This is a genomic window from Halomonas halophila, from assembly GCF_030406665.1.
Taxonomy (GTDB): Bacteria; Pseudomonadota; Gammaproteobacteria; order Pseudomonadales; family Halomonadaceae; genus Halomonas; species Halomonas halophila.
Genome location: NZ_CP129121.1, coordinates 3,067,854 through 3,090,629, shown reverse-complemented (window position 1 = coordinate 3,090,629; position 22,776 = coordinate 3,067,854). Strand labels below are relative to the sequence as shown.

18 protein-coding genes are annotated in these 22,776 nt (G+C 68.2%); 16 read left to right on the top strand and 2 right to left on the bottom strand.

Annotated features, from left to right (window positions below):
• Positions 1-23: 23 nt before the first annotated feature.
• Together QWG60_RS14490 and map are read right to left on the bottom strand one after the other, a co-directional pair.
• On the bottom strand, positions 24-2,702 hold the full coding sequence (locus QWG60_RS14490) for a [protein-PII] uridylyltransferase (protein ID WP_106487816.1): 2,679 nt from the start codon (positions 2,700-2,702) through the stop codon (positions 24-26).
• Between the two features lie 10 nt (positions 2,703-2,712).
• Positions 2,713-3,504 (bottom strand): type I methionyl aminopeptidase, encoded by a 792-nt coding sequence (gene map, locus QWG60_RS14485; RefSeq protein WP_046078453.1) that lies wholly within the window; start codon positions 3,502-3,504, stop codon positions 2,713-2,715.
• Between the two features lie 288 nt (positions 3,505-3,792).
• Between map and rpsB the strand changes: the two genes are divergently transcribed.
• The 16 genes from rpsB (at position 3,793) to QWG60_RS14405 (ending at position 22,660) form a co-directional block, all read left to right on the top strand.
• Complete coding sequence (gene rpsB, locus QWG60_RS14480; protein ID WP_035592703.1) at positions 3,793-4,533, top strand: 30S ribosomal protein S2; 741 nt, start codon at positions 3,793-3,795, stop codon at positions 4,531-4,533.
• 146 nt (positions 4,534-4,679) lie between these two features.
• Positions 4,680-5,549, top strand: coding sequence for a translation elongation factor Ts (gene tsf, locus QWG60_RS14475; protein ID WP_146908411.1), 870 nt, complete (start codon positions 4,680-4,682; stop codon positions 5,547-5,549).
• Positions 5,550-5,659: 110 nt separating this feature from the next.
• Positions 5,660-6,424, top strand: coding sequence for a UMP kinase (gene pyrH, locus QWG60_RS14470; protein ID WP_016853451.1), 765 nt, complete (start codon positions 5,660-5,662; stop codon positions 6,422-6,424).
• 4 nt (positions 6,425-6,428) lie between these two features.
• A complete protein-coding gene (gene frr / locus QWG60_RS14465) occupies positions 6,429-6,986 on the top strand; it encodes a ribosome recycling factor (protein ID WP_046078367.1) in 558 nt (185 codons plus the stop codon).
• A gap of 71 nt (positions 6,987-7,057) precedes the next feature.
• Positions 7,058-7,819 (top strand): polyprenyl diphosphate synthase, encoded by a 762-nt coding sequence (uppS, locus tag QWG60_RS14460; protein ID WP_035592808.1) that lies wholly within the window; start codon positions 7,058-7,060, stop codon positions 7,817-7,819.
• Complete coding sequence (locus tag QWG60_RS14455) at positions 7,812-8,615, top strand: phosphatidate cytidylyltransferase (RefSeq protein ID WP_046078366.1); 804 nt, start codon at positions 7,812-7,814, stop codon at positions 8,613-8,615. Before uppS ends, QWG60_RS14455 begins: the two co-directional genes overlap by 8 nt.
• Positions 8,612-9,796: a 1-deoxy-D-xylulose-5-phosphate reductoisomerase gene (gene ispC, locus QWG60_RS14450; protein WP_146908414.1), complete on the top strand. Its 1,185-nt coding sequence runs from the start codon at positions 8,612-8,614 to the stop codon at positions 9,794-9,796. Before QWG60_RS14455 ends, ispC begins: the two co-directional genes overlap by 4 nt.
• A 33-nt stretch (positions 9,797-9,829) precedes the next feature.
• A complete protein-coding gene (rseP, locus tag QWG60_RS14445; protein WP_146908419.1) occupies positions 9,830-11,188 on the top strand; it encodes a sigma E protease regulator RseP in 1,359 nt (452 codons plus the stop codon).
• A gap of 87 nt (positions 11,189-11,275) precedes the next feature.
• On the top strand, positions 11,276-13,627 hold the full coding sequence (gene bamA, locus QWG60_RS14440) for an outer membrane protein assembly factor BamA (RefSeq protein ID WP_181454226.1): 2,352 nt from the start codon (positions 11,276-11,278) through the stop codon (positions 13,625-13,627).
• Positions 13,628-13,795: 168 nt separating this feature from the next.
• Entirely contained in the window at positions 13,796-14,833 is a 1,038-nt protein-coding gene (gene lpxD / locus QWG60_RS14435; protein ID WP_046078363.1) for a UDP-3-O-(3-hydroxymyristoyl)glucosamine N-acyltransferase, read from the top strand.
• A gap of 105 nt (positions 14,834-14,938) precedes the next feature.
• Positions 14,939-15,382 (top strand): 3-hydroxyacyl-ACP dehydratase FabZ, encoded by a 444-nt coding sequence (gene fabZ, locus QWG60_RS14430; protein ID WP_026068244.1) that lies wholly within the window; start codon positions 14,939-14,941, stop codon positions 15,380-15,382.
• Positions 15,379-16,146, top strand: a complete 768-nt coding sequence (gene lpxA / locus QWG60_RS14425; protein WP_035592691.1) for an acyl-ACP--UDP-N-acetylglucosamine O-acyltransferase — start codon at positions 15,379-15,381, stop codon at positions 16,144-16,146. Before fabZ ends, lpxA begins: the two co-directional genes overlap by 4 nt.
• 4 nt (positions 16,147-16,150) lie before the next feature.
• On the top strand, positions 16,151-17,359 hold the full coding sequence (gene lpxB, locus QWG60_RS14420) for a lipid-A-disaccharide synthase (RefSeq protein WP_107181095.1): 1,209 nt from the start codon (positions 16,151-16,153) through the stop codon (positions 17,357-17,359).
• Positions 17,356-17,967 carry a ribonuclease HII gene (rnhB, locus tag QWG60_RS14415; protein ID WP_107181094.1) on the top strand — a complete coding sequence of 204 codons (612 nt, stop codon included), beginning with the start codon at positions 17,356-17,358 and terminating at the stop codon, positions 17,965-17,967. The genes lpxB and rnhB overlap by 4 nt, the downstream gene beginning before the upstream one ends.
• Before the next feature lie 102 nt (positions 17,968-18,069).
• Positions 18,070-21,579: a DNA polymerase III subunit alpha gene (gene dnaE / locus QWG60_RS14410; protein ID WP_107181093.1), complete on the top strand. Its 3,510-nt coding sequence runs from the start codon at positions 18,070-18,072 to the stop codon at positions 21,577-21,579.
• 127 nt (positions 21,580-21,706) lie between these two features.
• Complete coding sequence (locus tag QWG60_RS14405) at positions 21,707-22,660, top strand: acetyl-CoA carboxylase carboxyltransferase subunit alpha (RefSeq protein WP_146908423.1); 954 nt, start codon at positions 21,707-21,709, stop codon at positions 22,658-22,660.
• The last annotated feature ends 116 nt before the right edge of the window (positions 22,661-22,776 follow it).

The following is a 22,776-nucleotide window of genomic DNA, read 5'->3' as shown; positions in this document are numbered from 1 at the left end:
CCGGTGGGGCCTCAAACGAGGTCTCAGCCGCGGATGTCGAGCGTCTCGATCAGCCGCTCGCGCAGGCGCTGCTGGCGCTCGGGGTCGGTGATCGGCTCGCCGTCCCGGTCGGTGATGAAGAACACGTCCTCGACCCGCTCGCCCAGGGTGGCGATCTTGGCCGCCGAGAGCGCGATGTGCTGCTCCATGAAGATGCGCCCGACCCGGGCCAGCAGGCCGGGACGGTCCGGGGCGGTGAGCTCGAGCAGGGTGCGCCCGCCGGTCGGATCCTGCTCGATGGTGACCTGGGTCGGCACCCGGAAGTGCTTGAGCTGGCGCGGGGTGTGGCGGCTGACGATCTGCGGATAGTCGTCCGGGTCGTCGAGTTCCTCCACCAGGTGGCGATGGATCTCCTCCAGCCGGGCGGGCTCGCGGATCGCCAGGTTGTCGTCGTCGAGCACGATGAAGGTGTTGAGCGTCCAGTCGTTGCTCGAGGTGGCGATGCGGGCGTCGTGGATCGACAGGCCCAGCTGCTCCATGGCCGCGGAGGTGGCGGCGAAGAGGTTGTCCACCGAGCGGGTGTGGATGAAGACCTTGGTGCCGCCTTCGGCCATGTCGGCGGTGGGGGCACTGATCATCACCAGCGGCAGCGCGCTGTCCCGGTGGGCGAGGATGCCCTGGGTCTGCCAGGCGATCTCGCTGGGGGCGTACTGCAGGAAGTACTCCTCGCCGAGCGATTCCCACAGTCGGTCGACGCGGGCCATGTCGGCGCCCACCGTGGCCAGCAGGGAGTGGGCCTCGTCGCGGGTCTCGCGCACCGAGTCGTCGCGCTCCAGCGGGTTCTCGAGCCCGCGGCGCAGGGCGCGTTTGGTCTCGGCGTGGAGCTGGCGCAGCAGCGAGGCGCGCCAGCCGTTCCACAGCGTCGGGTTGGTGGCGGTGATGTCGGCCACGGTCAGCACGTAGAGGTAGTCCAGGCGCGTCTCGTCGCCGACCTCGCGGGCGAACTCGCTGATCACCTCCGGGTCGCTGATGTCGCGCTTCTGGGCGACCATCGACATCAGCAGGTGGTGCTCCACCAGCCAGGCCACCAGTCGGGTGTCGCGGCCGGACAGGCCGTGCAGGGCGGCGAAGGCCTCGACGTCGCGGGCGCCGATCAGCGAGTGATCGCCGCCGCGGCCCTTGCCGATGTCGTGGAACAGTCCGGCGATCCACAGCAGTTCCAGCTTGGGCAGCTGCGCGATGAGGGTGGCGGCCACCGGGTAGGTCTCGCGGGCCTCTGGCTTGCGGAAGTTGTGGAAGCACTTCAGCAGCCGCAGGGTGTGGGCGTCCACGGTGTAGATGTGGAACAGGTCGTGCTGCATCAGGCCCACGGCCTGGCCGAACACCGGCAGGTACTTGCCGAGCACCCCGTAGCGGTTCATGCGCCGCAGCTGGCGGGCGACGTTGCCGCTGGAGCGCAGCAGGGCCATGAACAGCCGCTGGTGGCGCGGGTCCTCGCGGTAGCGGTCGTCGATCAGGTGGCGGTGGTCGCGGATCAGTCGGATGGTGTCCGCGCGCACGCCCTCGATCTCGGGGTGTTCGGCCATCAGCAGGAACAGTTCGAGCAGCGCCGAGGGCGCCTCGCGGAACACCGTTCGCGTGCGGGCCTGGATGTAGCCGCCGGTGATCTCGAAGCGGGCGTTGAGCGGCACCGTCTCGAGGGGCTCGCCGCCGCGCAGGATGGCCTCGTCGAAGTGCTGCAGCAGCATGTCGTTGAGGCCGGCGAGCGCGGTCACATGCCGGTAGTAGCGCTTCATGAACTGCTCGACGGCGAGGCGCTCCGGGGTGTCCCGATAGCCGAACAGCTCGGCAATGGTGGCCTGGTGGTCGAACAGCAGGCGGTCCTCGGCGCGCCCGGTGAGCATGTGCAGGGCGTAGCGGACCTGCCACAGGAAGGCCTGCCCCTGGCTGAGGATGCGCAGCTCGGCGTCGTTCATGAAGCCGATGTCGACCATGTCCTCGTAGCGCTCGGTGGCGAAGTGGCGCTTGGCGACCCAGCCGATCATCTGGATGTCGCGCAGCCCGCCGGGCGAGCTCTTGATGTTGGGCTCGAGGTGGTATTCGGAGTTGTTGAAGCGGTAGTGGCGGGCGATCTGCTCCTGCCACTTGGCCTCGAAGAAGCGATCCGCCGGCCACAGCCGCTCGGTGGCGATGCGGTCCTGCATCGCCTCGCGCAGCCGCTCGGGGCCGGCCAGGGTGCGCGACTCGAGCAGGTTGGTGATCACCGTGACGTCGGCGGCGGCCTCGCGCTCGCAGTCCGACAGCGAGCGCACGCTGTGGCCGATCTCCAGGCCGATGTCCCACAGGAAGGTGATGAAGGCGGTCAGCGGCTCGCGGAAGGGCTCGTCGTCCTCCTGTTCGAGCAGCAGCAGCAGGTCGATGTCGGAATGCGGGTGCAGTTCGCCGCGGCCGTAACCCCCCACAGCCAGCAGGGCGATGCCGTCGGGCCAGTCATGCTGCTGCCAGGCCAGCGCCAGCAGGCGGTCGAGGCACCAGGCGCGGCCGTGCACCAGATCGCGGATGTCGGCGCCGGCGTGGAAGCGCTCGTCGAGGCGGGCCTGGATCTCGGCCAGCGCCGCCTTGAACGGCGCGATCGGCGAACGGCTGCCGCTCAGCTCGGCGCGGAACGCCTCGACGTCGAACAGGCTTTCGTCGGGCGTGAAGGCGTAGTGGTGCAGCAGCATGGCGGCCGGCTCAGTGGGCGAGGAAGGCGAGGTCTTCGTCGCTGCGCGCGGTCAGCACCTCCACGCCGTTGGCGGTGACCAGCAGGGTGTGCTCCCACTGGGCGGTGAGCCCCTTGTCCTTGGTGACCGCGGTCCAGCCGTCGCGCAGCACCTTGGTGCGATGGTCGCCCACGTTGATCATCGGTTCGATGGTGAAGCACATGCCTTCCTCGAGGGCGATGTCCGCCTCCGGGGCGTAGCCGTCGTAGTGCAGCACCTGCGGGTCCTCGTGGAAGCCGGCGCCGATGCCGTGGCCGCAGAAGTCGCGCACCACCGAGTAGCCGTTGGCCTCGGCGTGCTGCTGGATGACGCGGGCCAGTTCCGAGAGGTGGACGCCGGGGCGCACCAGGGCGATGCTCTTGTAGAGACACTCCTGGGTGACGCGGCACAGGCGGCTGCCCTGGATGCTCTCGCCGACGATGAACATCACGCTGGAGTCGCCGTGGTAGCCGTCGGGGGTCTTCACCGTGACGTCCAGGTTCATGATGTCGCCCTTCTTCAGCTTCTTGCCGTCGTCGGGGATGCCATGGCAGACCACGTGATTGATCGAGGTGCACACGGACTTGGGGAAGCCGTGGTAGTTCAGCGGGGCGGGCGTGGAGCCGAGCTCGCCGACGATGTAGTCGTGGCAGCGCCGATCGATCTCGCCGGTGCTGACGCCGGCCTGGACGTAGGGGGCGATCATCTCGAGCACGCTGGCGGCTTGGCGGCCGGCTTCACGCATCTTCTCGATCTCGTCGGGCGTCTTGATGGGTACGTTCATGGAATCTCGGAATTCGGAGGTGGTGTCGCCGGGGTCGAGGGCGCGGGAGGCGTCGGGCGACTTCATCTTGAGAGTGATCCATGGTATAAAGCTGCGCGCTTTCCTGCAATCGCCGATCCCCCGCCGCCCGAGCGGCGCCTCGGCGTTGTCAGGGCGCGACTGTATTTATCAACGCAATGCCTTGAAAACACACATGCACCGGCACATGGTCCCGGGTGCCGTCGGCGCGTCCGTCGGTCGGATCCATGGGGTGCATGGAGGCCTAACCCGATTTACCAGGAGTCATCCATGGCACACGTCAACATGCGTGACCTGCTGAAGGCAGGCGCCCACTTCGGTCACCAGACCCGTTACTGGAACCCGAAGATGAGCAAGTTCATCTTCGGCGCTCGTAACAAGATTCACATCATCAACCTCGAGCATACCCTCCCGGCCCTGAACGAGGCCATCGAGGTGATCGAGAAGATGGCCGCCGCGAACAACAAGATCCTGTTCGTCGGTACCAAGCGCAGCGCCAGCAAGATCGTCAAGGAAGAGGCCAACCGCGTCGGCCAGTCCTACGTGAATCATCGCTGGCTCGGCGGCATGCTGACCAACTTCAAGACGATCCGTCAGTCCATCAAGCGTCTGCGCGAACTCGAGACCATGCACGAAGATGGTACCTTCGAGAAGCTGACCAAGAAGGAAGTCCTGATGGCGACCCGCGAGCAGGACAAGCTCGAGCGTTCCATCGGCGGTATCAAGGACATGGGCGGCCTGCCCGACGCGCTGTTCGTGATCGACGTCGATCACGAACGCATCGCCATCAACGAGGCGAACAAGCTGGGCATCCCGGTCATCGGCGTGGTGGATACCAACTCCGATCCGGACGGCGTCGACTACGTGATCCCGGGCAACGATGACTCCATCCGCGCCATCCAGATCTACGTCAAGGCCATCGCCGACGCCTGCGCGCGTGCGAAGGAAGGTCGTCCCGACGAGTTCGTCGAGGTCACCGAAGACAACGCCAGCGACGCCGCCGCCGAGTGATCGTCGGCCCGCCCGGGTGCCGGCCGGCGAACGCGTCGGCCGGCGTCGGGAGCGGCTCAAGCGCCGCGCCTCAGGGCGGGTAATGGACGTGCCGGGCTCAGGCCCGGTTTCCACATTCCAGGTCGAACCATTCAGAGGACACTACCATGGCAGCTATCAGCGCCTCTCAGGTCAAGGAACTTCGCGAGCGCACCGGGCTCGGCATGATGGAGTGCAAGAAGGCCCTCACCGAGGCCGGCGGTGACATCGACACCGCGATCGAGAACCTGCGCAAGAACTCCGGTCTCAAGGCCGCCAAGAAGGCCGGCCGTACCGCCGCCGAAGGCGCCGTCGTCACCCGCGTTGCCGAAGACGGCAGCTACGGCGTGATGGTCGAGATCAACTCCGAGACCGACTTCGTCGCCCGCGACGACAACTTCACCGCCTTCGCCGACCGCGTGGCCGATGCCTTCTTCGCCGCCAAGAGCGAAGACGTCGCCGCCATCATGGAAGGCGAGCTGGAAGAAGCTCGCGAGCAGCTGGTGCAGAAGATCGGCGAGAACATCGGCGTGCGTCGCAGCGTCGTCGTCGAAGCGCCGGAAGGCGCCCGCGTGGGCGAGTATGTCCACGGTGGCCGCATCGGCGTGCTGACCGTCATCCAGGGTGGCACCGCCGAGGCCGCCAAGGACGTCGCCATGCACGTGGCCGCCATCAATCCGGCCGTGGCCCTGCCGGAGAACATGCCGCAGGAAAAGCTGGACGCCGAGAAGGCGATCATCCTGGCCCAGCCGGACATGGCCGGCAAGCCCGAGAACATCGCCGAGAAGATGGTCCAGGGCCGCCTGAAGAAGTATCTGGCCGAGAACAGCCTGACCGAGCAGGCCTTCGTCAAGGATCCCAACCAGACCGTCGCCGAGTACGTCAAGGCCGCCGGTGGCGAGGTCATTGGCTTCACCCGCTTCGAAGTGGGTGAGGGCATCGAGAAGGAAGAGGTCGACTTCGCCAAGGAAGTCATGGAACAGGCGCAGCGCAGCTAAGGCGCCAGCCGGTTCCAGCATGAAGATGGCGTGCGCGAGAGCGCACGCCTTCGCGTATCCGGCCGGTGCATCCGGCCATCCAGATTCCTCGAGTTTCCGGGAGACATGCCATGAGCAGTGCCGAGCCACTTTCCACCAAGACCGACAAGCCTCGCGCCGAGGTCTCTAAGTACAAGCGCATCCTGCTCAAGCTGTCCGGGGAGGCCCTGACCGGCGACGCCGAATTCGGCATCGACCCCAAGGTGCTGGACCGCATGGCGCTGGAGATCGGCCAGCTGGTCGGTATCGGCGTCCAGGTCGGCATCGTGGTCGGCGGTGGCAATCTGTTCCGCGGCGCCGCGCTGCACGAGGCCGGCATGGAGAGGGTCACCGGCGACCACATGGGCATGCTGGCCACGGTGATGAACGCCCTGGCGATGCGCGACGCGCTGGAGCGCTCCAACATCCGCTCGCGGGTGATGTCGGCGATTCCGATGAGCGGCGTGGTGGAGCACTATGATCGCCGCACGGCGATTCGCTACCTGACCTCCGGCGACGTGGTGATGTTCTCCGCGGGGACCGGCAATCCCTTCTTCACCACCGACTCCGCGGCCTGCCTGCGCGGCATCGAGATCGACGCCGACGTGGTGGTCAAGGCCACCAAGGTGGACGGGGTGTACGACAAGGACCCGGTCAAGTATCCCGATGCGGTCAAGTACGAGCAGCTGTCCTACGATGACGCGATCGACCAGAAGCTCGGGGTCATGGATTTGACCGCCATCTGCCTGGTGCGGGACCATGACATGCCGGTGCGCGTGTTCAACATGAACAAGCCGGGGGCGCTGCTGAACCTGGTGGTAGGCGGCCGGGAAGGCACGCTGATTGACAGAGGGTGAGAACGTGATTGACGAGATCCAGAAGGACGCAGAGAGTCGCATGAAGAAGAGCCTCGACGCTCTTCATCACAACTTCAACAAGATCCGCACCGGCCGGGCGCACCCCAGCATCCTGGAGGCGGTGACCGTCGATTACTACGGCGGCCAGGTGCCGATCAACCAGGTGGCCTCGGTCAACATCGAGGATGCCCGGACCCTGACCGTGGTGCCCTGGGAACAGCAGATGGTGCCGAAGGTCGAGAAGGCCATCATGACCGCCGAGCTGGGCCTCAACCCGGCGAGCGCCGGCAACGTGATCCGCGTGCCGATGCCGATGCTCACCGAGGAGACCCGCAAGGGCTACATCAAGCAGGCGCGTCAGGAAGCCGAGAACGCCCGGGTGGCGGTGCGCAACGTGCGCCGCGACGCCAATGGCGACATCAAGGCGCTGCTGAAGGACAAGGACATCACCGAGGACGAGGCACGTCAGGGTGAGGACGCCATCCAGAAGCTGACCGACAAGGTCGTCGCCGAGATCGACAAGACCCTGGAATCCAAGGAACACGACCTGATGCAGGTCTGACGGACGGGCCGGCGGCCCCTTCGGGGTCGCCGTTCATGGAGCGCCCCGTCCCACCCGCCATGCGAGACATCATGACGTCACCCCAGTCTCCCCAGCCCCGTGCCGACGGGGATCGCCTGCCGCATCACGTCGCCATCATCATGGACGGCAACAACCGCTGGGCCAGGGCGCGCGGCATGTCCGGCGTGCGCGGCCATCATGCCGGCGTCGAGGCCGTGCGCGCGGTGATCCGCCGCGCCGCCGAGCGCGGCATCGAGACCCTGACGCTGTTCGCCTTCTCGAGCGAGAACTGGAAGCGGCCCGCCGTCGAGGTCAACGCCCTGATGGAGCTGTTCCTGATCGCGCTCAAGCGCGAGGTCAAGAAGCTGCACCAGCACGATATCCGCCTCTCGGTGATCGGCGATCGCAGCGGTTTCTCGACGTCCATTCAGAAGCACATCGAGCAGGCCGAGGCGCTGACCGGCGACAACCGGGGGCTACACCTGGTGATCGCCGCCAACTACGGTGGCCAGTGGGACATCGCCCAGGCCGCCCGGCGGCTGGGCGAGCGGGTCGCCGAGGGCGAGCTGGCCCCCGAGGCGATCGACGAGGCGTCGCTCGGCGCCGAACTGAGTCTCACCGCCCCTGTGGACCTGTGCATCCGTACCAGCGACGAGAAGCGCATCTCCAATTTCCTGCTCTGGCAGCTGGCCTACGCCGAGCTGTACTTCTCGCCGCTGCTGTGGCCCGACTTCGACGGCGAGGCCTTCGACGCGGCCCTGGCCGACTTCGCCGGGCGCAAGCGCCGTTTCGGCATGACCGACGAACAGGTCGAGGCTCAGCAAGGTGCTTAAACAACGCATTCTTACCGCCGCCTGGCTGGCCCCGCTGGCGCTGGTCGGGCTGTTCGGGCTCGACGGCATCGCCTTCGCGCTGTTCACCGCGGCCATCGTGCTGCTCGGGGCCTGGGAATGGGCCAACCTGGCCGGCCTCGAGGCCGGCGCCCGTCGCTGGAAGCCGGTGCTGGGCCTGGGCGCGCTGATGGCGCTGCTGGGCCTGACCGGCCAGCACCTGGCGAGCTGGCCGCTGTGGCTCGGGGCCCTGGGCTGGCTCGTCAACCTGCGCTGGGTGGTCGGCTATCCGGCGCGCCTCGCCCAGTGGCGCTCCACTGCCATGCGTCTGGCCATGGGGTTGTGGGTGCTGCTGCCGGCCTGGGTCGGCTTCAACGTGCTGCATGAGACCGGCGGCGTGTGGCTGCTGTTCGTGCTGCTGCTGGTGTGGGGCGCCGACATCGGCGCCTACTTCGTCGGCAAGTCGCTCGGCAAGCGCAAGCTGGCGCCCCGGGTCAGTCCCGGCAAGACCCGCGAGGGCGTCATCGGTGGCCTGGTGGTGACCGGGCTGCTGGCGCTGGTGTTCGCCGACTGGCAGGCCCTGTCGTTCGGCGCGACCCTGGCGCTGGTGGCCGCCACCGCCGTGGTCACCCTGGCCTCGGTGGTCGGCGACCTGCTCGAGAGCATGCTCAAGCGCCATCGCGGCATCAAGGACTCCAGCCAGCTGTTGCCCGGTCACGGCGGGGTGCTCGATCGCATCGACAGCCTGTGCGCCGCGGTGCCGCTGTTCGCGCTGCTGGCGGGAGGGCTCGGCGCATGAGTCGGCCACAGTCCGTCACCGTGCTCGGCGCCACCGGGTCGATCGGCGTCAGCACCCTGGACGTGCTGGCCCGCCATCCCGAGCGCTACCGGGTCCATGCGTTGACCGCCCATCGCTCCCGCGAGACGCTGCTGGCCCAGTGTCGTGTCCACGCCCCGGCGCTGGCCGTGCTCGAGCGCGAGGAAGACGCCGCCTGGCTGCGCGAGCGGCTGGGCGAGGCGGGGCTTGTCACCGAGGTGCGCTGCGGCCCGGAGGCGCTGGTCGAGGTCAGCGAGGCCTCGGAGGTCGACGTGGTCATGGCGGCCATCGTCGGCGCCGCCGGACTGCTGCCGACGCTCGCCGCGGTGCGGGCCGGCAAGCGGGTGCTGCTGGCCAACAAGGAAGCGCTGGTGATGTCCGGGGCGCTGTTCATGGACGCGGTGGACCGTCACGGCGCGACCCTGCTGCCGATCGATTCCGAACATAACGCTATCTATCAGTGTCTACCCGTCGAACATCGCGGCGGACTCGCGCGCCACGGCGTCACCCAGCTGCTGCTGACCGCCTCGGGCGGCCCTTTCCGCGGCTGGTCGGCCGAGGCGCTGGCCGGCGTCACCCCCGAGCAGGCCTGCGCCCATCCCAACTGGTCGATGGGGCGCAAGATCTCGGTGGATAGCGCCACCCTGATGAACAAGGGGCTCGAGCTGATCGAGGCCTGCTGGCTGTTCGACGCTCGGCCGTCGCAGATCCAGGTGGTGGTGCATCCGCAGAGCGTGATCCATTCCATGGCCGCCTACGCCGATGGCTCGGTGCTGGCACAGCTGGGCAACCCGGACATGCGTACCCCGATCGCCTACGGACTGTCCTGGCCCGAGCGCCTCGATGCCGGCGTGGAGGCGCTCGATCTCTTCCAGGTCGCACGGCTCGACTTCGAGCCCGCCGACGAGGCCGCCTTCCCCTGCCTGCGGCTGGCCCGCGAGGCCATGGAGGACGGCGGCACGGCGCCGGCGGTGCTCAACGCCGCCAACGAGGTGGCCGTGGAGGCCTTCCTCGACGGCCGGCTGGGCTTCGCCGGAATCGGCGAGCTGGTCTCGCGGGTGCGCGAGGCCTGCCCGCCGGAGCCGGCCACCGAGCTGGTGGGCATCCTCGACGCCGATGCCCGGGCGCGCCGCGAGGCCGAGGTCCGGCTGGGGCGCCGCTAGCGCCGACTTTCGACAACTTTACCGGAGATAGCCATGGGTCTGATCCAGAACGTGCTGGCCGTGATCGTGGTGCTCGGCCTGCTGATCACCTTCCATGAGTTCGGCCACTTCTGGGTCGCCCGGCGCTGTGGCGTCAAGGTGCTGCGCTTCTCCGTGGGCTTCGGCAAGCCGCTGTGGTCGCGGGTCGACCGCCACGGCACCGAATTCGCCGTGGCGGCGATTCCTCTGGGCGGCTACGTCAAGATGCTCGACGAGCGCGAGGCGCCGGTCCCCGACGACGAGCGCCACCTGGCCTTCAATCGCCAGGGCGTCTGGCGGCGCATCGCCATCGTCGTTGCCGGGCCGCTGGCCAACTTCCTGCTGGCGCTGGTCGCCTACTGGCTGCTGTTCGTCGCCGGGACCACCACCGTGGTGCCGGTGATCGGCGAGGTCGCGCCTGACTCGCCGGCCGCTCGCGGCGGTCTCGCCGCCGGGCAGGAGATCACCGCGGTGCGAGGGGCCAGCGTTCGCTCCTGGGAAGACATCAACCTCGAGCTGGTATCGGCCATCGGAGCCAGCGGCGAGCTGACGGTGAGCGCCCGCGACGAGGGCGACAGCCGGGTCCGGGAGCATCGCCTGCCGGTGCAGGACTGGCTGGTGCGTCAGGATCCGCCTCGGCCGTTGGACACCCTCGGCGTGACGCCCTGGCGCCCGCAGATCCCCGCGGTGCTCGGCCAGGTGGTGGACGGCGAGCCGGCGGCCGAGGCAGGCCTCGCGGCCGGCGACGAGATCCTGGCCGTCGACGGCGAACCGGTGGTCGACTGGGGCGGCTTCGTCCAGCGGGTCCGCGGGCGGCCCGGTGAGGCCCTGTCGCTGAGCGTGGCGCGCGACGGCGAGCGTCGCTCGCTGTCGCTGACGCCGCGCCCTCGGACCCTCGACGACGGCACCACCATCGGACATGTGGGGGCCGGCGTGGCATCGGTGCCCTGGCCGGAAGAATACCGCCGCGAGATCCGCTACGGCCCCCTGGCCGCCGTGGGGCAGGCCGTGTCGCGCACCGGCGAGATGACCGTGCTGACCCTGGATGCGATCCGCAAGATGCTGGTCGGGCTGATCTCGCCGTCGAACCTCTCCGGACCGATCACCATCGCCCGTATCGCCGGCGACTCGGCCCGCTCCGGGCTCGAGAGCTTCGTCAGTTTCCTGGCCTACCTGTCGATCAGCCTCGGCGTGCTCAACCTGCTGCCGATCCCGGTGCTCGACGGCGGCCACCTGCTGTATTACCTGGTGGAGGCGGTTCGCGGGCGGCCGGTGTCCGAACGCACCCAGGCCATCGGTCTGCGCGTCGGCCTGGCGCTGGTCGGCACCCTGATGCTGATGGCGCTGTATTTCGACCTGATGCGGCTCTGGTAACCGGCTCCTGGCTTGTCAGTTGCCCGTGCAAATGTATAAGGTGCCTGTCTGGACAGGTAGGCAGATCAACGCGAGCGAATCGACTGCATGAAGATCAAGACCATCGGACTGGCGGCGCTGCTGCTCGCCGGTGCCGGCACGGCACAGGCGGAAACCTTCGACGTAAAGGACATACGAGTGGAGGGGCTGCAGCGCGTATCGGCGGCCTCCGTCTTCAATGCCTTTCCTGTCAATGCACCCGATCGGGTCGATGACCGCGAGCTGGCCGAGGCGGCCCGACAGCTGTTCGCCACCGGCCTGTTCGAGGACATCCAGCTGGCCCGTGACGGCGACGTGCTGATCATCGAGGTGGAGGAGCGCCCCACCATCACCAGCCTCAACATCGAGGGCAACAGCCAGATCCCCGAGGAAGAGCTGCGCCGTGGCCTGCGCGAGGCCGGCCTCGACGAGGGCCAGGTGCTGCAGCTCTCGACCCTGGAAGAGATCCAGCGCGAGCTGTCCGGCGTCTATCAGGCCCAGGGCCGCTACAGTGCCAGCATCGACACCGAGGTCCAGGACCTCGGCCAGGGTCGCGTGCAGGTCGACATCGACATCGACGAGGGCGCGGTGGCCAAGATCCGCCAGATCAACATCGTCGGCAACCAGGCCTTCGACGACGATACCCTGCGCGACGTCCTCGAGCTCGAGGACAAGCCGGGCTGGTTCTTCGGCTGGTTCTCCAGCGACGAGTACTCCCGTCAGGCACTGTCCGGCGATCTGGAGCGGCTGCGTTCGTACTATCTGGATCGCGGCTACGTCAATTTCACCATCGATTCCACCCAGGTCTCGATCGGTCCCGACAAGTCGAAGATCTTCATCACCATCAACGTCAGCGAGGGCGAGCGCTACCGCCTCGGCGATATCGCCTTCGCCGGCGACCTGCGCATCCCCGAGCGCGAGGCCCGCGATCTGCTCGAAGTACAGAGCGGCGAGACCTTCTCGCGCAGCGACGTGACCGCCTCCTCCGAGGCGCTGCGCTCGCGGCTCGGCGCCGAGGGCTTCGCCTTCGCCAACGTCGACGGCATCCCCGAGACGCGCAGCGACGGCACCGTCGACCTGACCTTCCGCGTCGAGCCGGGCAGCCGCGCCTACGTGCGTCGTATCGAGTTCGTCGGCAACACCACCACCCAGGACGAGGTGCTGCGCCGCGAGATGATCCAGATGGAGGGGGCGCCGGCGTCCACCGAGTCGATCAGCCAGTCCCGGGAGCGCCTGGAGCGGCTGGGCTTCTTCAAGCAGGTCGAGGTGCAGACCGAGCCGGTGGCCGGCTCCAACGACCAGCTCGACGTCACCTACAACGTCGAGGAGCAGCCGTCCGGCTCGATCTCCGCAAGCATCGGTTTCTCCCAGAGCGCCGGCGTGATCTATGGCGCCTCGCTGTCCCAGAACAACTTCCTGGGCACCGGCAACCGGGTCAACATCGGCGCCCAGCGCAGCGACACCTACACCAATCTGAACTTCGGCTTCACCGATCCCTACTGGACCCTCGACGGCATCTCGCGCGGCTACAACCTGTTCTACCGCGAGACCGACTACGAGGATTCCGACATCTCGACCTACTCGACGGATGCCTATGGCGGCGGCATCAACTTCGGCTACCCGATCAACGAGCTGACCCGGCTCAACTTCGGCGCCGACATCGAGGACCTGACCATCGAGACCTATCGGGACACAGCCTCGGAGATCCAGCGCTACGTCGATGACCAGGGCGACAACGCCCAGGCCTTCAAACTGACCGCCAGCTGGACCCGCAACGCGCTGAACCGCGGCATCATGCCCACCGCCGGCAACTACCAGCGCCTGTCGCTGGAGACCGCGGTGCCCGGCAGCGACGCCGAGTACTACAAGCTGCGCGCCCGCGCCCGGCACTTCTTCCCGATCAACGAGGAGCAGACCTGGTCGTTCAAGCTGCGCGGCGAGGTCGGCTACGCCGACAGCATCGGCAACGATCCCTATCCGTTCTACGAGAACTTCTACACCGGCGGCCTGGGATCGGTGCGCGGCTTCACCAGCAACACCCTGGGGCCCAATACCACGCCGCCCGTGGGTGGCGACGCCGACGAGGACCGGACCCTGGGCGGCAACGTGCTGGTCGAGGGCGGCGCCGAGCTGATCTTCCCGATGCCCTTCGTCGAGGACAAGCGCTCGGTGCAGCCGTCGGTGTTCGTGGACGCCGGCAACACCTTCCTCACCGACTGCTATGCGGTGCGCGACGAGGAAGCCGGTCAGTCCAGTTGCAGCTCCGGCGTCGACCTGGGCGAGCTACGCTACAGCGTGGGTCTCGGCATCTCCTGGCTGACGCCGGTGGGGCCGCTGACCTTCAGCATCGCCGAGCCGCTCAACGCCAAGAGCGACGACGACACCCAGTTCTTCCAGTTCTCGCTGGGCCAGACCTTCTAACAGGGTCCGTCGGCGCGCCGCCTCCTCGCGGGACGGGGAGGCGGCGATTCATGCCACGGTCCCGGGGCCTCGACTCGCGTCATCGACGGAGTCGGGGCCCGTCGATATCGAACCGGCGCGGCGCTCGCCGCCAGCGCAGAGTGTTTTCACCACCGACATCGGGTTCCCATGACTCAAGACTCTCCTTCCCTGACGCTGGCCGAGATCGCCACGCAGCTGGGGGCCGGCCTCCAGGGTGACGGCGAGCGCCGTGTGCGTGGCCTGGCCACGCTGCGCGATGCCGGGCCCGATCAGATCGCCTTCCTGGCCAATCGCGCCTATCTCAAGGACCTGCCTGGAACCCGGGCCGCGGCGGTGCTGCTGCACCCGAGCCATGCCGACGAGTGCCCCGTGGCAAGCCTGACCCTCGACAACCCCTACCTGGGCTACGCCCAGCTGTCGCGGCTGTTCGACCCGCTGATCGGCCGCGAGACCCCGGGCGTGCACGCCTCCGCAGTGGTCGCCGAGGACGCGCGGCTGGGCGACGGCGTGGTGGTCGGCCCCCAGGCGGTGATCGAGGCGGGCGTCGAGCTCGGCGACGGCGTGGTGATCGGCCCCGGCTGCGTGGTCGGCGCCGACACCCGGATCGGGGCCGAGTCGCGACTGCATGCCAACGTGACCGTCTACCATGGGGTGAGCATCGGCGCCCGGGTGATCCTGCACAGCGGCTGCGTGATCGGCGGCGACGGCTTCGGATTCGCCCACGATGGCGCCGGCTGGCACAAGATCGCCCAGCTCGGCGGGGTGGTGCTGGGGGACGACGTCGAGGTCGGCAGTGGCTCGAGCATCGACCGCGGCGCCCTGGGCGATACCGTGATCGGCGAAGACGTGAAGATCGACAGCCAGGTGCAGATCGCCCACAACGTGCAGATCGGGGCCCACAGCGCGCTGGCCGGTTGTGTCGGCATCGCCGGCTCCACCCGCGTCGGCCGGCACTGCATGCTGGGCGGTGGCGTGGGCCTGTCCGGCCACCTGACGGTCTGTGACGGCGTCCAGGTCACCGGCATGAGCCTGGTCACCAACTCGATCCACGAGCCGGGCGTCTACTCCTCGGGGACCGGCGCCATGGAGAACGCCCAGTGGCGGCGCAGCGCGGTGCGGTTCAAGCAGCTCGACGACATCGCCCGTCGCCTGCAGCGCCTGGAAAAAGCCGGGCGCGATGCTTGAGGCCGCTCCCTCGGGCGGTATAATCCCCCGCCCGTCCGTCGCCATGCGCGCGGCGACGGCCGCGCCCGCGATGCGGGGCATTCTGTCATTTCAGAGGTCGCTACGATGGTAATGGACATTAACGAGATTCGGGAATATCTGCCCCACCGCTATCCTTTCCTGCTGGTGGACAGGGTGACGGAGCTCACCCATGGCGAATCCATCGTTGCCTACAAGAATGTCAGCATCAACGAGCCGTTCTTCAATGGCCATTTCCCGCATCATCCGATCATGCCGGGCGTGCTGGTCGTCGAGGCGCTGGCCCAGGCCTGCGGCATCCTCGGCTTCAAGACGGTCAACAAGCTGCCCGCCGACGGCTATGTCTACTATCTCGTCGGCAGCGACAACGTGCGCTTCAAGCGCCCGGTGATGCCCGGCGACCAGCTGGAGCTGCGCGCCGACGTGATCCGCGAGAAGCGCGGTATCTGGAAGTTTCAGTGCAAGGCCAGCGTGGCCGGCGAGGTCGCCTGCGAGGCCGAGATCACCTGTGCCGAGAGGAAGGTCGCTTGATTCATCCCACCGCCATCGTAGATCCGGCCGCGCGCCTGGCCGATGATGTCGAGGTCGGCCCCTTCAGCGTCATCGGCGCCGACGTCGAGATCGGCGCCGGCTCGCGCATCGGCCCCCATGTGGTGATCCAGGGCCCGACGGTGATCGGCGAGCGCAACCGGGTCTTCCAGTTCGCCTCGGTCGGCGAGGAATGCCAGGACAAGAAGTACGCCGGCGAGCCCACCCGCCTGGTGATGGGCGACGACAACGTCGTGCGTGAGGGCGTGACCCTGCACCGTGGCACCGTACAGGATCGCGGGGAGACCACCATCGGCTCGCGCAACCTGTTCATGGCCTACGTTCACGTCGGCCATGACTGCGTGATCGGCGACGACTGCATCCTGGCCAACCAGGTGACCCTGGCCGGCCACGTCAAGCTGGGCGACTTCGCGATCATCGGCGGGCTGTCGGCGATCCACCAGTTCTGCCACTTCGGCGAGCATGCCATGGCCGGCGGCGGTTCGATCATCACCAAGGACACGCCGGCCTACGTGATGATCAACGGCAATCCCGCCGCGGCCCACGGCCTCAACCTGATCGGCCTGCGCCGCCGCGGCTTCTCCAACGAGGCGATCCGCGCCCTGGGCGAGGCCTACAAACTGGTCTATCGACAGGGCCTGACCGTGGAGCAGGCGCTCACCGAGATCCGCGCGCAGTACGCGCTGCCGGAAACCGAGACCTTTGTTGCCTCCATCGAGGCCTCGACCCGCGGCATCGTGCGCTGACGCCATGACGATCGCGCGCGTCTACCTGGTGGCCGGCGAGCTTTCCGGCGACATCCTCGGTGCCGGGCTGATGCGCGAGCTCAAGGCCCGCCACCCCGGCGTCGAATTCCGGGGCATCGGCGGGCCGCGCATGATCGCCGAGGGCATCGACAGCCGCTTCCCGCTGGAGACCCTCTCGGTGATGGGGCTGGTCGAGGTACTCAAGCACCTGCCGGGGCTGGTGCGCGTGCGCCGCACGCTGCGCCAGGACGCCCTCGACTGGCGGCCCGACATCGTGATCGGCATCGACGCGCCGGACTTCAACCTGGGGCTCGAGCGCCAGCTGCGCGAGGCCGGCCTGACCACCGCCCACTACGTCAGCCCCTCCGTGTGGGCCTGGCGCCAGGGTCGGGTCAAGGGTATCGCCCGCTCGGTGGATGCGATGCTGACCTTCCTGCCCTTCGAGGCCGCCTTCTACGTCCGTCACCGGGTGCCGGTGGCCTTCGTCGGTCATCCGCTGGCCGACGAGCTGCCGCTGGTCAACGACCGCGGCGAGGCTCGGGAAGCGCTCGGCCTGCCCGCCCGGGGCGTGCCCGACGCGGCGCCGCTGCTGGCCGTGCTGCCGGGCTCCCGGGCCAACGAGATCCGCTTCCTGGGCGCGACCTTCCTCGACGCCGCCGAGCGGCTGTGCCGGGAGCGCGAGGCGCTGCGGGTGGTGATTCCCGCCGCCACTCCGGCGCGGCGCGCCGAGCTCGAGGGGCTATTAGAGGGCCGCGAGGCGCTGCGCGAGCGGGTGATCCTGATCGACGGCCAGTCCCGTGAGGCCATGGTGGCCAGTGACGCCGTGCTGCTGGCTTCCGGCACCGCGGCGCTGGAGGCCATGCTGTGCCACCGCGCCATGGTGGTGGCCTATCGCATGGCGCCGATGACCCACTGGCTGGCCAAGCGGCTGGTCAAGACCGAATGGATCTCGCTGCCCAATCTGATCGCCCGGGAGGCCCTGGTGCCGGAGCTGATCCAGGACGACGCCAGCCCCGAGGGCATCGCCGCCGAGCTCGCCGCGCTGCTCGACGACGCCGAGGCGCGCCACGCCCTCGAGGCGCGCTTCGCGGCCATGCACGAAGGGCTGCAGCGCGACGCCAGCCGCCGCGCGGTGGATGCCGTCGAGGCGCTGGTGGCGCGCCGCGCGCTGCCCGCCTCGGTGGCGCCCGAGGCGCTGGAGGAGGGCACATGAAGGCCGAGGACTTCCCGCCGCTGGTCGTCGACTATCGCGGCACGCATCTGGCCGGGGTCGACGAGGTCGGGCGCGGCCCGCTGGTCGGCCCGGTGGTGGCTGCCGCGGTGATCCTCGATCCGGCCGCGCCGATCGACGGGCTGACCGACTCCAAGAAGCTGACCGCCAAGCGCCGCGAGGCGCTGGACGTCCGGATCCGCGAGCGGGCGCTGGCCTTCGCCGTGGCCGAGGCCAGCCCCGACGAGATCGATGGCCTGAACATCTACCACGCCACGCACCTGGCCATGCGCCGCGCCATCGATGCGCTGTCGCCGGCCGCGGAATATCTGCTGGTGGACGGTAATCGGCTCCCCGGGCATCATGTGCCGGGCCAGGCGGTGGTCAAGGGCGACGCCCGTCATCCGGCGATCGCCGCGGCCTCGATACTGGCCAAGGTGGCGCGCGACGCCGACATGCTGGCGCTGGACGCGCGCCATCCCGACTACGGCTTCGCCCGCCACAAGGGCTACCCGACGCCCGAGCACCTGGCCGCCCTGACGCGCCTCGGCGCGCTGCCCGAGCACCGTCGCTCCTTTGCGCCCGTCAAGCGCCAGCTGAACCTGCTCTAGATCATCTAGCCTGTGGGCGGGGCGTCGAGACGGGCCGTGCCGGCCGGTCTTCGTTTCCGTGACAGCGTCGACCCATTTCCCATCATCAAGCCCGAGTCCGCCATGACCGCTCCCTTCGTTCATCTCCGTGTGCACAGCGAATTCTCTCTGGTCGATGGCCTGGTGCGTCTCAAGCCGCTGATCAAGGCGGCGGGCAACCAGGGCGTGCCGGCACTGGCGCTCACCGACGAGGCCAACCTCTTCGCCCTGGTCAAGTTCTACGGCGGCGCCCAGGGGGCCGGCCTCAAGCCGATCATCGGTGGCGACTTCTGGCTCGCCAACCCCAACGACGAGGCCCATCCCTACCGCCTGACGCTGCTGGCCATGAACGACGTCGGCTATCGCAACCTCACCGAGCTGATCTCGCGGGGCTGGGTCGAAGGGCAGAAGGACGGCGTGGCGCTGCTTCAGCGGGGCTGGGTGCTCGAGCAGAGCGAGGGGCTGATCGCCCTGTCCGGCGGCCGCGAGGGCGACGTCGGCCGTCACCTGCTGACCGACCACCACGCCGAGGCCCGGGCCCTGCTCGACGAATGGCAGGCCGCCTTCCCCGGACGCTACTACCTGGAGCTGACCCGCACCGGCCGGCCGCTGGAGGAGGAGTGCGTGCACCTCTCGGTGGATCTGGCCGTTGAGACCGGCACCCCGGTGGTGGCCACCAACGACGTGCGCTTCCTCGAGCGCGAGGACTTCTGGGCCCATGAGACCCGGGTCTCGATCGGCGAGGGCAAGGCGCTGGACGATCCGCGCCGCGAGCGTCGCTATACCGAGGAGCAGTACTTCAAGAGCCCCGAGGAGATGGCCGAGCTGTTCTCGGACATTCCCGAGGCGCTGGAAAACAGCGTGATGATCGCCGCGCGCTGCAACGTCGACGTGCGCCTGGGCGAGATCTTCCTGCCGGAATACGGCATCCCCGAGGGCATGACCCAGGAGGAGTTCTTCCGCAAGATCTCCCACGACGGCCTGACCGAGCGCCTGGACTTCCTCTACCCGGTGGACAAGTATCCCCGTGACGGCGACGAGTACGCCGAGATCGATGCCCGCTACCGCAAGCGGCTCGACTTCGAGCTCGACATCATCCTGCAGATGGGCTTCCCGGGCTACTTCCTGATCGTGATGGACTTCATCCAGTGGGCCAAGGACAACGACGTCCCCGTCGGCCCGGGGCGGGGCTCCGGTGCCGGCTCGCTGGTGGCCTATGCGCAGAAGATCACCGATCTGGATCCGCTCGAATACGACCTGCTGTTCGAGCGTTTCCTGAACCCCGAGCGTGTCTCGATGCCCGACTTCGACGTCGACTTCTGCATGGAGAAGCGCGACCGGGTGATCGACTACGTGGCCGAGCGCTACGGTCGCGACGCCGTCTCGCAGATCGTCACCTTCGGCACCATGGCCGCCAAGGCCGTCGTGCGCGACGTGGCCCGCGCCCAGGGCAAGCCCTACTCGCTGGGCGACAAGCTGTCCAAGCTGATCCCCTTCGAGGTCGGCATGACCCTGGCCAAGGCCATCGAGGACGAGCCCCAGCTCAAGGAGTTCCTCGACGCCGACGAGGAGGCCCAGGAGATCTGGGACATGGCGGTGAAGCTCGAGGGCATCACCCGGGGCACCGGCAAGCACGCCGGCGGCGTGGTGATCGCGCCGACCAAGCTCACCGACTTCTCGCCGTTGATCTGCGACGAGGACGGCAGCGGCCTGCGCGTGCAGTACGACAAGAACGACATCGAGGACGCCGGGCTGGTCAAGTTCGACTTCCTGGGCCTGCGCACCCTGACCATCATCGACTGGGCGCTGGAGATGGTCGACAAGGTGCGCGCCGCGGAAGGGCAGGGGCCGCTGAACATCGACGCCATCCCGCTGGACGACAAGCCGACCTTCGAGATGCTCAAGAAGGCCGAGACCACGGCGGTGTTCCAGCTCGAATCCCGCGGCATGAAGGAGCTGATCAAGCGCCTGCTGCCGGACTCGCTGGAGGACATGATCGCCCTGGTGGCGCTGTTCCGTCCGGGGCCCTTGCAGTCGGGCATGGTCGACGACTTCATCAACCGCAAGCACGGCCGGGCCGAGGTCGCCTATCCGCACCCGGACTACCAGCACGAGCTGCTCAAGCCGGTGCTCGAGCCCACCTACGGCATCATCCTGTACCAGGAGCAGGTGATGCAGATCGCCCAGGTGATGGCCGGCTACAGCCTGGGCCAGGCCGACATGCTGCGCCGTGCCATGGGCAAGAAGAAGCCCGAAGAGATGGCCAAGCAGCGCGCCGGCTTCATGGAGGGCTGCGCCGAGAACGGCATCGACAAGGACCTGGCGGGCAACATCTTCGACCTGGTGGAGAAGTTCGCCGGCTACGGCTTCAACAAGTCTCACTCGGCGGCCTACGGCCTGGTGTCCTACCAGACCGCCTGGCTCAAGGCGCATTATCCCGGGCCCTTCATGGCGGCGGTGATGTCCACCGAGATGGACAACCTCGACAAGGTGGTGCCGCTGATCGAGGAGTGCCGCCATATCGGGCTCACGGTGACGCCGCCGGACGTCAACGTCGGCGGCTACAAGTTCACCGTCGATGACGAGGGCCGGGTGGTCTATGGCCTGGGCGCCATCCGCGGCGTCGGCGAGGGCCCCATCGGCGCCATCGTCGAGGCCCGGGAGGAGGGCGGCGCCTTCCGCGACCTGTTCGACTTCTGCAAGCGGGTCGACCCCAAGCGCATGAACAAGCGCACCCTGGAGGCGCTGATCCGCTCCGGGGCACTGGACAACCTGGGCCCGAGCCGCGCGGTGATGGCCGCCTCACTGGAGGCCGCGCTCAAGGCTGCGGCCCAGAACCAGGCCAACCAGAACCTGGGCATGATGGACATGTTCGGCGAGGCCTTTGCCGCCTCCGATGAAGAGGACGACACCGACGTCTACGCCGACTATCGCGGTGCCCGCGACTGGACCGACAAGGAGCGCCTGGGCGGCGAGAAGGATACTCTCGGGCTGTATCTGACCGGTCATCCCATCGACGAGTACGAGAAGGAGCTCGAGCGCTTCGTCTCCACCCGCATCGGCGACCTCAAGCCGTCCAGGGAGTCGCAGCGGGTCGCCGGGCTGGTGGTCGGCATGCGCACCATGAAGTCCAAGCGCGGCGACACCATGGCCTTCGTCACCCTGGACGACCGCACCGGCCGCATCGAGGCCTCGCTGTTCGGCGAGCTGTTCGATCAGGTGCGCAACCGCCTGGACACCGACCAGGTGCTGATCGTCGAAGGCGAGGTGCAGAGCGACGACTATTCGGGCGGCCTGCGCCTGCGTGGCAAGGAGATCACGCCGATGGTCGACGCCCGCACCCGCTACGGCCAGGCGGTGGAGCTGGCGCTGGACGGCGAACGCGCCAACGGCCGGCTGGTGGACAGCCTGCGCGACAGCCTGGCTCCCTACCGCAGCGGCGAGGGCCTGCCGGTGCGGCTGCGCTACCGCAGCGCCACGGCCAGCGGCTGGCTGGAGCTGGCCGAGGAGTGGCGGGTCACGCCCTCCGACGAGCTGCTGATCGCCCTGCGCGAGGTCGAGGGCCAGGACGGCGTGCGCCTGCGCTACCGTTGACACGCGACGCACCGACAATGTGCAGGCACCCTGGCTCGCCTTGCGTGGGCGTGTCAGGGTGCGATAATGAACACCGTTTGACGCTTCCCCCCGGTCGCCTCTTCGGCCGACGAGACAAGGCTATCCCATGAACCCCAACTACCTAGACTTCGAACAGCCCATCGCCGAGCTTCAGGCCAAGATCGAGGAGCTGCGCCTGGTCGGCAACGACAGCCAGGTCAACCTGAACGACGAGATCGGCCGGCTCGAGGAGAAGAGTCGCAAGCTCACCGAGTCGATCTTCAAGGATCTGACCGCCTGGCAGGTGTCGCAGCTGTCGCGTCATCCCCAGCGTCCCTACACCCTCGACTACCTCGAGCACGTCTTCACCGACTTCGACGAGCTGCACGGCGACCGCAACTTCGCCGACGACGCCGCCCTGGTCGGCGGCGTGGCGCGGCTGAACGACAAGCCGGTGATGGTCATCGGCCACCAGAAGGGCCGTGACGTCAAGGAGAAGGTGCGCCGCAACTTCGGCATGCCGCGGCCCGAGGGCTACCGCAAGGCCTGCCGCCTGATGGAGATGGCCGAGCGCTTCAGGATGCCGGTGCTGACCTTCATCGACACCCCGGGCGCCTACCCGGGCATCGACGCCGAGGAGCGTGGCCAGTCCGAGGCCATCGCCTACAACCTGGCGGTGATGTCGCGGCTCAAGACGCCGATCGTCTCCACCGTGGTGGGCGAGGGCGGCTCCGGCGGCGCGCTGGCCATCGGCGTGTGCGACGAGCTGTCCATGCTGCAGTACTCCACCTATTCGGTGATCTCCCCCGAGGGCTGCGCCTCCATCCTGTGGAAGAGCGCCGAGAAGGCCTCCGAGGCCGCCCAGGCCATGGGCATCACCGCCGAGCGCCTCAAGGAGCTGGGCTTCGTCGATACCCTGATCCCCGAGCCGCTGGGTGGCGCGCATCGCAAGCCGATGGACACCGCCGAGCGCATCCGCACCGCGCTGACCGAGAGCCTCGAACGCCTCGAGGGCATGGAGACCGACGAGCTGCTCGAGCGGCGGTACAAGCGCCTGATGAGCTACGGCGCCCCTGTGTAAAGCCCTTTCTGCGCTCGGCCATACGGCGTTAAAAATCGGCTGGTGCGCCAGCCCGGACGAAATGCTCATTTACCGACGAGTAAACTGCGCTTTCTTGCCGATTTTTGCCTTGCGAC